At 35.0% G+C, this 14,262-nt stretch carries 8 protein-coding genes and 1 pseudogene; 1 reads left to right on the plus strand and 8 read right to left on the minus strand.

What is annotated here, in order from left to right; translation table 11 throughout:
* Positions 1-10: 10 nt before the first annotated feature.
* The 8 genes and pseudogenes from BP18_RS01485 to BP18_RS01520 all read right to left on the minus strand — a co-directional run bounded on the left by BP18_RS01485 (position 11) and on the right by BP18_RS01520 (position 13,423).
* Positions 11-2,008 (minus strand): dynamin family protein, encoded by a 1,998-nt coding sequence (locus BP18_RS01485; RefSeq protein ID WP_029276875.1) that lies wholly within the window; start codon positions 2,006-2,008, stop codon positions 11-13.
* A 37-nt stretch (positions 2,009-2,045) separates the two neighbouring features.
* Positions 2,046-4,082 carry a GTPase gene (locus tag BP18_RS01490; RefSeq protein ID WP_029276873.1) on the minus strand — a complete coding sequence of 679 codons (2,037 nt, stop codon included), beginning with the start codon at positions 4,080-4,082 and terminating at the stop codon, positions 2,046-2,048.
* Positions 4,083-4,191: 109 nt separating this feature from the next.
* Positions 4,192-4,788 (minus strand): hypothetical protein, encoded by a 597-nt coding sequence (locus tag BP18_RS01495; protein WP_029276871.1) that lies wholly within the window; start codon positions 4,786-4,788, stop codon positions 4,192-4,194.
* 835 nt (positions 4,789-5,623) lie between these two features.
* On the minus strand, positions 5,624-7,093 hold the full coding sequence (locus BP18_RS01500) for a helix-turn-helix domain-containing protein (protein ID WP_029276869.1): 1,470 nt from the start codon (positions 7,091-7,093) through the stop codon (positions 5,624-5,626).
* The gene (locus tag BP18_RS01505) at positions 7,083-8,420 is read right to left on the minus strand and encodes an FAD-dependent oxidoreductase (RefSeq protein WP_029276867.1); all 1,338 of its coding nucleotides are present in this window, start codon (positions 8,418-8,420) and stop codon (positions 7,083-7,085) included. Before BP18_RS01505 ends, BP18_RS01500 begins: the two co-directional genes overlap by 11 nt.
* Before the next feature lie 199 nt (positions 8,421-8,619).
* Positions 8,620-9,195, minus strand: coding sequence for a hypothetical protein (locus tag BP18_RS01510; protein ID WP_029276865.1), 576 nt, complete (start codon positions 9,193-9,195; stop codon positions 8,620-8,622).
* A gap of 153 nt (positions 9,196-9,348) precedes the next feature.
* Positions 9,349-11,781 (minus strand): transcriptional repressor LexA, encoded by a 2,433-nt coding sequence (lexA, locus tag BP18_RS01515; RefSeq protein ID WP_029276863.1) that lies wholly within the window; start codon positions 11,779-11,781, stop codon positions 9,349-9,351.
* A 463-nt stretch (positions 11,782-12,244) separates the two neighbouring features.
* Positions 12,245-13,423: pseudogene (locus BP18_RS01520) on the minus strand (IS256 family transposase).
* A gap of 265 nt (positions 13,424-13,688) precedes the next feature.
* Here BP18_RS01520 and BP18_RS01525 point away from each other — a divergent pair.
* Positions 13,689-14,030, plus strand: a complete 342-nt coding sequence (locus BP18_RS01525) for an ATP-binding protein (protein ID WP_051669225.1) — start codon at positions 13,689-13,691, stop codon at positions 14,028-14,030.
* The last annotated feature ends 232 nt before the right edge of the window (positions 14,031-14,262 follow it).

Here is a 14,262-nt window from a genome sequence, read left to right on the forward strand (position 1 = left end):
CCACTCCTTCCTAACGTAATAAGTCATCGATTGTGTCGTCTACTGTTTTTACTTCTTCATATTTATTTTCCTCAGGCAATTTTATCTCTTCAAGTATTTTTTCTTTTTCAATTAAGTTATGAGAATTAGAATCTGATTTAAGAATTGACAATTGGCTAACTTTATTTTCACCGGTAAAATTTCCTTGAATAATTTTTGCAGTTCTTTCCTGTTTTTGAGTTAAATTCGTTTCAAGTATATTTGAGTTGCTATCAAGATTTGCAATATACGTATCCATGTCTTTTTGCAGATTTATTAGTTCTTCCAACGTAGAACCTTTAAGTATAATATCTCCAAGTTGGCTGTATAATGCTTCAAAGTACTCTTCGTTAGCAGCAGTCAACTGATTGACCATATCATTTAAGATATCTCGTACGTTGTTTTTTATTTCTTCAAATAATTTATATGTGGTCTCTTGAAGTTCTTTTATTTTTTTATCTTTATTTACAAATTTAATTGCTGCTCCAGTAACAGCACCCGCTATTAGAACTGGCGGAAGAACAGATCCTAAGGCTGTCCCTATGGTAACGGCAGCTGCATACGGACCAAGCACAGACGCATACGCTGAAACAGCTAATCCATAGGCTCCTCCAATAAATACACCCTTTTTCGCCCCTTCTACCAAATCTGAAAGAGCATCATCAGTTTGAATCAAAGAGAAATCTCCAATTGGATTAAACATTTCAAAAGAGAGTGTTTCCATATGTTGTTCTGCTTCTTTTTTGAACTTTTCTCCCATAACCTTTAGCGCATGTGCTCGCTCTTTTTCAGAGAAGTCTATCAGCTCGAGCCAAAAATCTTTTATAGATGTTGTAACATACTTCTCAGAAAAATATTCAGTCAGCATATTTTTGATTTCGCCAGTATTATCTTTTAAAATAGACTTGCTATTATCAGAAATAGCCTTTAGTACTACTGTTTTCTCTTTTTGGAGGAACTCATTGGCCAACCAGCTTTCTGCATCCTGCTTAATGGCTGAATTTATTTTATCTTGAAAATAGTCTGTATCTTCTTTCCGTCGGTTTAAGGATTCTTTGACAAAAGAGATTTCTTCAATCACTGCTTTACATGTCATTATTTCTTTTTGAACAAGTTGAAAAACTGAAGCCGAAACCGATTCTTCTTTCACTTCTATTGCTGCAATATCAATATTTTTTTCTAAGTAATTCAGTATTTCTACTAAACCAGATTCATTATATAATGTATCATTTCCAGATTTTTTACCTTCAAATGCCTTGAATCCAGATACAGGAAAAGCGGCCTCGACATAGAACCCGTACATATCATCAATAAAATCCATAATATCTTCAGTATTTTCATTAGCTTGGTCGATTCGATTGACAAGCATAATGATAGGTTTACCGCATTCTGCTACTTCCATGAGTTCTTCATCAATACCAACTTGTCCTAAATGGTGAACACTTAATACCCAAAGAACGACATCAGCTTTCTTAATAAATTCTTTTGTTGTTTCTTGGTTAGCAGCAGTAATTGTTTCAATTCCAGGGGTATCAACTATCCTAATTTCTTTAAGCGTTTTTAGTGGATAAAGGAGTTGGATTTTTTCTATTTCTGCATAAAAACTTGAATTATCCCGATTTCTTTCTAACGCTTGGTATAGCTCTTCAATATCCATTTTTTCGCTGGTTCCATCTTTTTTTAGAATCATTCCCTCTTTTTCTGATCCATAAGCAATTTCCATAATTACTGCCGTCGTTTCAGTTACACCAACTGGTGACAATTCTTCTCCCACTATTGCATTCAACAATGTAGACTTACCCGCTTTTACTTCACCCATAAGCACCACTTTAAGTGGATTTTTCCACGTTTCATTATAGTATTCCATATCACTATTATTTTTCAATAATACCGTTTTCACTTCTGGGCTGATAAAAGAGTGTTCTTGATTCAAGTCAATCGGGCGCTTTTGCAGTAATGTCAAAATGTTTTCTGTCAATTTCTCATTCATTTTACTTCCTCCTCATGTGTTTTATCCTACCCGTTAATTAAGAAAGAATCAGAGACGTAATAGGATCGTCAAATATAAGATTTTTTTGCTCGAATTTTTGTAAAGCCTCAGTTCCACATTCTTGTATACGTTTGGAGGAATCCATTACTCTAGCTAAGTCCTCACTATCAATGGTATAAAGTTCACAAAACGATTTTTTCAAATGTTCCGTAACTTCATTTTCAGCTGTCTTTTGCAATCTTTGCAAGAACATTTTGTATTCAACCCATAGGCTGTGCTTAATTCTATCTGATTCATTTAAAAATGAATTCATTGTATTTTTCCGAGCTTTATTACTAAAGTAAGCACCAGCTCCTGCGCCAATCAATCCTCCAACTGGTCCAAATATCAATCCAACACCAGCCGAATAAGCCGTGAATTTACCAATACTAGGCATAGTCACATTGAGATTTGTCTTGACTTTAGTACTAGACAAAGATGGTAGATTAATTGTGACGCCATAGGACTTATCCAGATACTTATATTGTGTAAAATGGTTTTCTCGGATAATTTCTTGCGTACGTCTTGAAATATCTAAATGTGCTTTTTCCATAAAAGCTCCCAATTCATTTAAAAGAGTGGGGTGTTTAAAAATAACTTCTCTTACATATTGTTTTTTGTGAGTTTCATTCGTTAAAGTAGTTAAATGCTCTAAATTATATACAAGGTCCTTAGCAAATGACTCAATATAACTGTTCATGTAACTTTTATATTCCTTTGTTAGTCGCTTAGTTTCTTCAACTAATGAATCATTTGCAAGAATTAAAGCCTCAGAAAGTTTCTCGGTATCTTTTTTTAGATGCACCTGATACATTTCTATAGTAGTTTTCATATCACGATTATAGATACTGCAAGCTTCATTCTTTTTTTCACACTGAATCGTCTTAGCGTCTTGAAAAAAGGTATATTTTATTTCATCCAAAAGATTGTTACGTCCACTCTCAACCATAAGCTTTATGTCGTTCTTTACAACTCCTTCATAAGCCCTTAAAGCTGAATAAGGCATTATTTTGTTGAAACGATCTCCATATATACGCTCAGCATCTAGTAGGACTTGTTCCCTTTGTCCTTCTATTTTGTCAACTAAGTCAATTCTGTTCAGTACGGCAATCATATTTTCTGTTGCCCTCTTCCCTCCCATTTCTTGGAGAGATTCATCGAGATCCTTTAGTAGTCTGTCCGAATTTTTTGCAGATATAGCGGTTGCATCTAAGAGCCAAATAACACCATCAGATTTATGGTAGTATTCCTGGACATTATTTCTTACTTCTCCTGAAAAATTTTCTTGATTTAGTCCTGGAGTGTCAACAATACTAAACTGATTTAAAAATGGTGCATTCGGGATTCCCCAACGAACTTCAACGATATCAGAATAGTAGACTTCATCGCGTTCCAGCTTTAATTTAAGTTCCTTTTTTTCTTTAGGCCCTAACTTATTATTAAGTATGTACTCGTTCATTTTTTTCTTAACCACTTGCTTAGATTCTTTTGTTTTATTCTCTTCCTGACTTATTAAAATTTGTGCATCAGCTTTTGAGTACTGTTTTACAGCACCATTTTTATAGACAATGCTCACTTGGTCAACGTTTAAATTCCTTTCAAAGATATCTATTTTCCAAGTCATTGGCCGTATATTTTCAATAGCATGTTTTTCTTTTGTTCCTAACAAACTATTAATCAACGTAGACTTTCCGTAATTCCCAGGACCCATCACAAATAATTTAAACGGTTTTTCTAAGTCCTTCTCTAAATTTTGGTACAGAGGAATGATAGAAGATACTTTATCATAAAGACGAGAAGTGTAATTGCTTTTACTTTCACCAAAGACTATTTTAGTCAAAGATGGTATATTATGTTCTATCTTGTCAGAGATAGAACACAATTGAGTGAATTCTCTAAAATATTTTTCAGAAGAGTTTCGGTAGAAACTGATTCTTTTTCTTGTAGCATGCTCAATTGATTCTTTGTTCTTTTGAGAAAGTAACTCTAGTAGATGAACATATTGTTCGGTCATCTTTTTTTCAGTTTGTGTCATGAGAGTCCTCCTATTCATATAAAAATCATTCTATATGATTGTATCTCTTATTAATGCTTTATATATATTTAATAATTTCCTATACTGTACAATTTTAATAGCCAGATTCTCAGAAAATAGCTATTATAATAAACACACCAATCAATGTAAAAATAGACCATTTCTTTACAGTACTCTCTATTTTAAGTTGGACTGTTTCTTCTTGTTGTATCATTTTCAGCAAGATGATGTGCTCTAACTTATCGATTCTTTCATTATTTTTTACAACTAATGATGATAATTGTTTGATTGAATTTTTATTTTCTGTTTCTAAGTATGAAATTGCATTATCTAATCTATTTTCCACTATCTTTGTTTGTTCATCTATCTTTGATTGGTCATTATTCACTTCAAATCCATTCAGCACACGTTTTAACTCAAGTTTCAAATTTTGCAGTTCATTTTTAACTTTTTGAATCCCATCAGATTCTGTTCGTAATTTTGACACTACTCTCTCAATTTCAGGAACCTGTTTTTTTATAGTGACAGAAGCCTCTCTTATGGATTGATTGACTGTAGAATCCATTACTTCTGTACTAATATCTTTCAGTAATTCTTTGAATTCTTGTTGTAGATTTTCTTCTGTTTTAATTTCATTTTGCAAATTTCCTGAAGAGTTTTGTGATTTAAATCCTGTATGTGTATTTTGTTTTATTGGCATTCCCATAATGTTTCTCCTTAATGATATAATTTGTATTATCTTTAATAATAAGCGAAGCACAAATTCTGTTACTTTCTTATTTCATTATGCATAATAGTCACACAAACTTTATTGTTTGCATATTTCTTAAATAAAAAAAACCAACGACTGTAAGAACAAGTCCTTTAAGCCGTTGGTATAATTTTAAAAGTTGAAAAATTCATTTAATATTCCTACAACTTTTTAGCAGTTGTTTTATAGCTATACTAGATAAACTAATGAGTTAAATAATAACTGCCAGAATTCTTCACAATTCAGTATGAAATTTTAATTTTTGTTAATCATTTAGAACTGATTTTAATGAATAAAAATAAATAACAAAAGAAATTGAATACAACTTTATTATAAGGTTCCATTCATTGAATGTAAACAAAATCCGAGTGTATTTACTAGTCTATGCGAGACATTTTTTTGATTAGAGTTAGTCTTTTTATCTGTAGAAAAATGGACCATTTTATAATTAAATGATCCATTAAACAACATTGAAATGTAGCTCCTGAATTTTTCGGTATCGAATGATAAATAAGAAAATAAATACATTACGTCTAACCAAAAACCATCTAAAAGAGTAACCTTTTAGATGGTTTTTGGTTGATTGAAATCGTTACGTACCATATTGCTTCGTAAAAGATGACGTTACCGTACGCAAAACAACTTTTACTGCCATAAGTTTATTGTGGCAGTTAGGTATATGGTAGGCACTCCTATCTTAAGCACCGTATACTTCTTTATAAAACACCTATATGGTAGGTAAACAATTCTTAACTACCTTATCTATACAAAAATTCTTGCTTCATAGCATTTAACTGTTTAACTCTTGCACAATCCTTTGAATATTTTTCATATCGAAGGATGATAAGATTTCAGACAACACATACACTTTGGTTTTACCATAGTGTTCTTTTTGAGCTGGTTGTTCATTAGTGAGAATGAGGTCATACACTTTACCTGACTGATAAGCTTCGACGTGTATGCCATTAATATGGCGCATATTCAGGATCAATAGTTGATTCAGCGTCTCAGTATAAATAGCTTCCATTTTCAAATCAATGCCAACTTGCAAAATAGTCGTCATTTTAAAGGTAATGTTCGCCAGTAGACTGATGTATTTCAGCAACCCTACTTTCAGTAAACTGTTGCTTTCTACATTATTAATGCCAAATTTACTTGTGCTGACGTCCAACAATGTATTGGAGAATGAAACAAGGTTTCTGCCGGTAAACTGTTGCTCCTTGACTAGCATTTCTTCATAATCATAAATTTCAATGTCGCCTTGAAAAAAATAAAGTTTTGTATGGATATGAGAAAGGTGATAAAACATTTCACGTTCCAGCATATAAGGTAGTCTGCGGAACTTATAGTGAATGATAATCGTTTCCACAATATACGTATCAATCGTCGCAATCGGTGCACGGCGGTCCCGTTCCAATGTATAGTCGTGAAAATCGTGTTCGTTCAAAATAGGAAAAGCCAGCAAAAAAACAAAGTGTACCATCGCTTCTTCTTCATCCACTTCAATGGAATACCGACTGAAATAACGCAAGACGATAATACGGATTTTTTGGTATAACGTATCTGCTAAGTAAGGCTGCATTTGCTTACGCAAATAAGTATATTTCTTATCTTTGCAATTGATGCGATTTTTACTAATCAGCATCCATGTATCTAGGCGTTGCCTATTTTCTGGTTCAATAGTGACTTTCAGGTAGCTTTCAACCGCTTGGACCATTTGCATAATTTGCTTGTCAGAATGAGAAACACTACTGCCTAGATTGTCTTCGATATAGCTGTAAAATTGAAAATAAAAGTACCGAATCTGCAATTCTTCCCCATGCATCTGTCCATTACGGATTTTGATGCCAAACTCTTTTAAATAGCTGTTCAATTCTTTGATTTTCCGAAATAAAGAAGAATCGCTAATCATTAATTCTTGCGTCAATTGAACAATTGAAAATTCTTGGTGTTTAAATAAAAAGCGGATTATGTTAACTTTGACCGACTGATTCAAATACAGTTGATAAATCTGTTGCAACGAAAATTCATCGCTCATGGTTAAGGAAATGGACTGTCCGTCATAGTTGATGTGCACTTGACCAGCAAGCGACTGAATCCGAAAAGAGATGGATTCCAAATCTTTATCAAGTGAGGCTTTAGCGACAGTTAAATAGTCCAACATATCTGTATAAGAAATTTTGCCGCCGTTTAACACAAGTTGTTTAAAAATCGTAACTTCTCTGATGTCATTTTTCTCAAGGAAGTGTTCAATTTTCATTTTCGTCAGCCCTCTCTTCCAACCAAGAAACTAAATTGGTTGTTGCAATCATTTGAGTGAACGAGGGATGAAAGAAATAGTCTTTTTGTTGCAACTCTTCTAATGTTTGTTTCGTTTGAATAGCCAACGCCAATGTATTGATTTTTTCTAAGATGTTGGACTTAGAAATCATTTGTGCGCCTACTAAGACATGGCTTATTGCATCGTAGACCCATTTAATGGTTACGGTATCAGAATCAGGTAAGCTAGTTAAACACACCTCTTGGCGGTAAGCTTTGACCGTTTGATCGGTAAACATACTTTCAGCTTCCGTTATACCCGTGCTGGCAATGTAGTATCCAAACAAAAACGTTCCAATCGTGCGTAAAGAACCTTTAAAAGCCATTTTTGGTTCACTAAGATTAGCAGCCGCCACAATCCCTGTTCGTACAGCATTGTTCACCAGTGGGATATAAACCGTCTCGTCGCCATCTCCATAAGCTAGTTGGATACAATCCCCCACAGCAAAAACATCTTTTACAGAAGTACGCATATAGCGATCAACGGCAATTGTTTGGTCCATGTGGAGCTTAATATGTTCATCCAAAAAATGTAAATCTGGTCTCACATTTACCCCTAAGATAACAGTATCACTTGTGACTGAATCATTTCCAAAACGAACGGTTACAGGTTGCTCCCCTTCTGCTTCAATCGCAGAAACCGTTTGGTTCAAGCGCAAATCAATTCCCTGTTCAAGCATTTTTTGTTGCAAAGGTTGGATCATTTCTTTGTCAAAATACTTGAATAATACATAATCCATGTTTTCAATCAGTGTGACGCGCTTTTGCTGCTTGCTTAACAAATCAGCTGCTTCAATTCCGACTTGACCGCCTCCAATAATAGCCACACTTTGACTATCATTAATTTTAGCTAAAGCCGTTTGGGCTTCATGGTGACGTTTATACTTCAAGACATTTTCGCTAGCACTGCCACTGATTTTTTGCGACAACTGGCTCGAACCTGTTGCAATAATCAATTTATCATAAGTAATTATTTCTTCTTGTTCCTGATAAATATACTCTACTACTTTGCGATCAGTGTGAACTTTTTCAACTGATGCTTCTAAGTAACAGTGAATATTTTGCTTTTCTAACTGCTTTTTCGTGATAAAGTAGGCTGAATCTAAGTCAGAAATTTTATTTTCCCAATATAAATGCAGACCATTTGGAATGTACCCTAAAGTAAGTTGTTTTTCCAATAAGATGATTTCTGCATCACTATTATTTTTACGCACTTCTAAAGCTGCCGCTACCCCCGCAAAAGAAGCGCCTATAATAACTACTTTCATACCATTACTCCTTGTCAACGTCTCTTTTTACTCAGTATAACATAGTAAGTAAAACATTCGAATGGCCAAACTGTACCAACTAAAAGAAATAATATTTGTTTATAAAAACAACTATGCTAAAAAGACCTTGGAACTTTTAGCATAGTTTCAAGCCCTTTTTCACATTCATCAGTATTGTATCTGCTAAGTATAGATTTAATTATCCCGCGTACTTATCATAAGCTTTCTTGTCATAGAATAACGTCAAACTATATGGCTTTTCTTCTTCATCGCCCCATATGGTTCCTTTTATGGTTATATTTGCACCTAATCCTAGGTCGTTATAATATTCCGTAGAGTAAAAATCTCCAGAAGTTGGATCTTTCAATTCACCTTCGAAAGACAAAACTTCTTCGATGACGGGGTTCTCTGGAAAATCAGCTATTTTTAATATATCTCGAACCTCTTCTTTATCTACTCCAAAGAAGGTAATCTGCTCGACTGCATCACTCGCACTATCAGCTGATAGTGTGAAAATCTCGGAATACATGTAATTTGTTTCTTGCTCTTCCTCAAAATCATAAATTGATACTTCCATTTGTGTACCAAAATAATCACTAAAAAATTCTGTCGTTTCTTCTCCACTTTCAAGATTAAACGTGGCTTTTTTCTCATTAATCGATTTGCTTTCCATGGTCTCTTCTGCTAATTCAGAAGAGATAGACATATTGCTGTCTTGCTTAATAGAGATTCCTTCATTATTTTCTGCTGAACAACCAGCTAAAGCTAACGCCACTATGATGACCCCAAAACACCTTTTAATAAAAATCCCTCCTAATTCTATGACATCTCATTCAATCTCATAAATTCAAGCTTTTCATTTTTTTAAAATGGAAGCCATCAACCAACTAATCTTCTAGTAATTTTATCTTCGCAGAATACACTTCAACTATTTCTTCAACACGCCAATCACTTTTCCGTTAATCATGACATCCTCAGCATTCATCTGGATGGGTTCATAATTCGGGTTTTCTGAGATAAGCAGTATGGAGCTGCCCATCAACATGAACTTCTTCATGGTCGCTTCTTGGTCAATCAGCGCGATGACAATATCGCCATTGCTGACGGATTCCTGCTTATGGACAATAACTAGGTCACCTTTGTCGATGCCCGCGCCAATCATACTATCTCCGGTCACTTTCAGGGCAAATGTGTGCTGAGGTTGGATGACCCATTTTTCCATCAGCAAAACAGAATCTTCATACTGCTCGATGGCCGTTGTCGGAATGCCTGCCGCCACATCTCCAATAATGGGAATTCGGAGATCCACCGCACCTTCCAGTGTTAGATTCGTAGTAGGGTCGACAACTTCAACTATTGTTTCATCTTCTTTATCTTTGAGATAGTTGTACGAAACTTGATGACGCAAATCCATATACGTATGCTGCTTTTTGGTAGCTGGCAGGAATTGCGGCTGACAAGGCGGAACATCACTAACTCTTTCTCCATTGCGGTCAACAATTTTGACTTCGATGCCGTTGGTCACTATGCCGTATCGTACATGTGGATTAGCCATTATGTACGATTTCAGTTGTTCCATAGCCACATCAATTGGACTCGCAAATGATTTAACTTCCGCAAAGATGTAAGGAATCTTCTCCCCTTTATGCTCGATTGTGACCGCAATATCTACATAACCTCTCTTGGAAAACAGTTGGACAGGATATTCCAATTGTAGAAGTTCAAGCGGATAACCAAATGTCTCATTCAATTCTTTCATCATCCACTGCCGGACGACTTCTTCTTTGGCATTGACATCTACAACCTTATCAGTCAATTTGTAATCCTGAATCGCTATCGATTGGAACGGGTGAAATGAAGCATCTTTTATCATTCTGAGTGCCTGGTTATCGATTTCTTTGATAAACTTGGAAGGTCGTTTCACAGAAGTCATATACAATAGTTCATTAGCTCGAGTCATTCCAACATATAAGAGTTTCCGTTCTTCTGAATCGAGAGAGTCATCATCATCCAACCGGTGACGGGTGTTTGGAATGACATCTTCATCCAAATGAATAAGGAAAACTACTTTGAATTCCAGTCCTTTTATCGAATGCATAGTGGTCAGTTTTACAGTATCTTGTTCGAAATGCGGTTCATTTTGCGCTAACAGTTCGCAAGGAATACCTGCTTTATCCAAGGCCACAGCAGCACTTTCAATCAACCTCTTTTCTTTAGCGACAATACAGATTTCCCTTAAGGCATAGTCATTGGTCAGCTCCTTGATTTCATTCACATAGTATTCAGCATGTTGTTGGGAATTAGCGAAAAATCGGTAGATGGGCGCGTGTCCATGCCGGTCAATTAGGGAAGGCTTAACAAAATCTACATTTCCTTTAATTTGCTCGTCATTCTCAATCAGTCCATAGGCGGCTTTAGAAATTTCGGTTGTCGTCCGGTAGTTTTTGGACAGTGTCCGGGACTTCCCACTCATGTCATACCCTAGCGTAGTATAAGGACGTCCCTTACCAAGCCAAGAATGAGAATAAATACTCTGGGTATTATCCGCCACAAACATGATAGACGCATAACTCTTTTCGGCATGTAACTGTTTAATGAATTTCAATTGCACTTTTGACAAATCTTGACTTTCATCAATAATGACATGAGTATACCGTGGTTGGTCGTGCTCAGCCGCTTCTTGAAGAGACAGGTTGTTCATTGTCTTGAAGTCTACCATTTTTTTATCCAACAATATCTGGCTGTACAATTCCATCAAATCATAAATGGCAGCTCGTGTCTGGGATTTCTTATTTAACTTCTGCGGACTGTTTGCTTGCGACCCACTAGCTCTACCGATCCGATCTATTTCTTGATACGTTTCCAAGTCTGGGATATCACATGACTGAATCCAGTCAATCTCATCTAACAGAAAACTACTGTACTTAGGTGAGAGCAACTTAATATCGGGATATGTCTCTTTCAATTTCAGAATAGCGCGCTGCAATGCATTTATTTGATCAGAAAACGCAGCTATCTGGTAATGTACTTTGTGCCTCTTTTGGTAATTCTTAAAAAAGGCAAACATCAATTTGTCAATATTTTGCATATGTACTTTTCCGCTAGTACTGAATAACCCTAGCAATTCTTCACTTTCCGTCGATTCCAAATGATCATATTGGTACTTGATGAAGTTCAGCAAGGTTTTGTTAAAAGTCACCAGTAGAATGCTATCCTCTTCTTCAGGGCAATAGTACTCCTGAAGAAACGACAGACGGTGAATAGCAACAGTCGTTTTCCCTGAACCGGCAACACCTTTGATGAGGGAATGGCCGCTTGGTTCAAGTTCGATAATTTTGCGCTGTTCAATGTTTAATTTCACTATATTGCTCCTTCTTTGTCTATTATGAGTAGCTACAGACTATTTATTCAAATGAGAATGTACTAATAAGTTCATTATACTCATAAGAACCTTAAAAATCAGCAAAAGCTGCTCATAATTAGATAGACAACTGCATTTATACTATCATACTGCTAAGAAAATATCCGCATCTCCTAACGGTAAGTCTCAGTGGCAGATATCAATAATCACTACTTTCATGTTATTACTCCCCACAAATGTGTTTTCAATTAGTATGATATAGAATGGAAAAGCTTTCGTATAAGTACAAGTTTTTCTTGTAATTAATTCAAAAATAGAGCCTACCAACACTAGTTGGAAGAACTCATTGTGTTATTATTTCATCTATTGAATTTTATAATCATAACTTACGAAATTCTTTGGATTTAGTTCGGGAGCGTCAATAATTTTGTGTAAATAAATCGTCCTTCTGCAAAATAATTAGTTACTCAGTAAACATTGAAACTAATGTATCGGTTACTTGTTGGAAACCTTTATGGCTTCTGTTTAGAAATTTTTGATTGTATGTATCAAAAATGCTGATTAGAAAGCGTTCTAGTGATTCTTCATTTTGAAACTGCTCTTTTCTGCGGCTGTACTTTTTAATTTGCTTATTGAAAGACTCGATTAGATTGGTTGAGTAAATGGTTCTACGAATACTGGGTGGAAACTCATAAAAAGTCAATAAATCTTGGTTTTCTATGAGTGACTGCGTCACTTTAGGATAGTTTTTCTTCCATTTCTCAATCATACAGGATAAGAATGTATTCGCTTCTTCCTTTGAGTTAGCTTGATAAACAGCCTTAAAGTCATCACAGATTTCTTTTCGGTCTTTGACACGTACTTTATGAGCAATATTACGAGATACATGGATACAACAATGCTGATATTTTGCTTTAGGATAAATTTGTTGGATGGTATCTTTCATGCCTTTTAAGCCATCCGTAATAAAAAGCAAGACTTCTTAAACTCCTCTGGAGTTAATATCCTGTAGCAGCTCATTCCAAACGTATGTTGATTCAGTCGGAGCAATCGCATAACTCAGTACTTCTTTAATGCCGTCTTCTCGTATACCAATGGCAATATAAATCGCTTCTTTGGATACGGTTTGGCGTTTTAATGGAATATAAGTAGCGTCCATAAAAATAGCGACATACTTATCATTTAAGGCTCTGGATTTAAAGGCGTTTACTTCTTCAGTCAGAACTTTAGTCATGTTGGACATGGTTTGTGGAGTATAGTGATGCCCATACATTTTTTCGATTAAATCAGCAATTTCAGACATCGTAACACCTTTTTCGAATAAATGGATAATAGTGGTTTCCAATGTATCGTTTGTTCTTTTGTAGGTTGGTAAAGTTTGTTGTTTAAACTCACCATTACGATCTCTAGGTATTTCCAATGTTAATTCACCATATTCGGTTTTGATTGATCGAAAGTAAGAACCGTTTCTCGAATTACCTGAATTAAAACCAGTGCGATCATATTTTTCGTAATCTAAAAAAGCCGTTAATTCAGTCCGTAGGAGTGTGTTTATCGCTTTTTCTAAGTGCGAACGGAATAATTCATTTAAATCGCCTTTAGTGACTAGAGTTTGCACAATTTCTGTAGTAAAATCATTCATAGGGAAGTCCTCTTTTCTGTGAATTGGTTGTCGTTAACTTTATTCTACAGAAGGGACTTCCTTTTTTGTATGGATTTTTTCATTTACACAAAATATTTTACACTCTCAATGTTAATTTAACTATGAATAGTATGTTTTTTTATATACTTACTTATTCTTTCTTTATTTATTTGAAGGTCAAAATTTTTTTGGTGGTAAAAACAATACTGCTATTGGCCTATAGTTAGCAGCAATCCATAAAGGAAAATAAATTTCTCTTGTATCTATGGCTGAATTAGTTTCGTTATTAAAAACTGAAAGTTATGTAAGAAAATCTGAACTGCGATTAATGCGTATCAGATTTTCAGAGGTAGTGATTATCGATGACATGGTGTTTATGGCCATGAAAAAAAATGAGGCGAATTTATTTTTTCAACTTGTCAGTGATTTGTACGAAAAAAGTGCCATTATCCTAACCTCCAATAAAGGTCCGTATAATTGGAGTAAGATGCTTGGAGCTCATAGTATCGCAACAGCAATTCTTAATCGTCTTCTCCATCGCTGTGAAGTTATCCATATGGATGGAGAAATACATCCATTGAAAAATAGAGAAACCATATTTGATTAATGAAAGTGCACAATCTTAGTTGACAGTTAACTAAGGGCAAGTTGCTTTAAGACGGGAAGAAGAAACATGGATGTCTAATCTGTTGTCTATTAGCACATGAGATTCATACACTAAATGTGGATCAAGTAACTCTACCAAATCTTCCATGGAAACCCACTTCTTCCTCTTTTTCTTTATTATGCTCCCACTAGTTGCCTATAATAAACCATTATCAACTAACATTGGAAAGAAC

This window comes from Carnobacterium jeotgali MS3, from assembly GCF_000745125.1.
Classification (GTDB): Bacteria; Bacillota; Bacilli; order Lactobacillales; family Carnobacteriaceae; genus Carnobacterium_B; species Carnobacterium_B jeotgali.

What these genes read in the sequence shown, in the direction of transcription:
- BP18_RS01485 (WP_029276875.1), bottom strand. Translation starts at nt 2,008, where the DNA reads ATGAATGAGAAATTGACAGAAAACATTTTGACATTACTGCAAAAGCGC.
- BP18_RS01490 (WP_029276873.1), bottom strand. Translation starts at nt 4,082, where the DNA reads ATGACACAAACTGAAAAAAAGATGACCGAACAATATGTTCATCTACTA.
- BP18_RS01495 (WP_029276871.1), bottom strand. Translation starts at nt 4,788, where the DNA reads ATGGGAATGCCAATAAAACAAAATACACATACAGGATTTAAATCACAA.
- BP18_RS01500 (WP_029276869.1), bottom strand. Translation starts at nt 7,093, where the DNA reads ATGAAAATTGAACACTTCCTTGAGAAAAATGACATCAGAGAAGTTACG.
- BP18_RS01505 (WP_029276867.1), bottom strand. Translation starts at nt 8,420, where the DNA reads ATGAAAGTAGTTATTATAGGCGCTTCTTTTGCGGGGGTAGCGGCAGCT.
- BP18_RS01525 (WP_051669225.1), top strand. Translation starts at nt 13,689, where the DNA reads ATGGCTGAATTAGTTTCGTTATTAAAAACTGAAAGTTATGTAAGAAAA.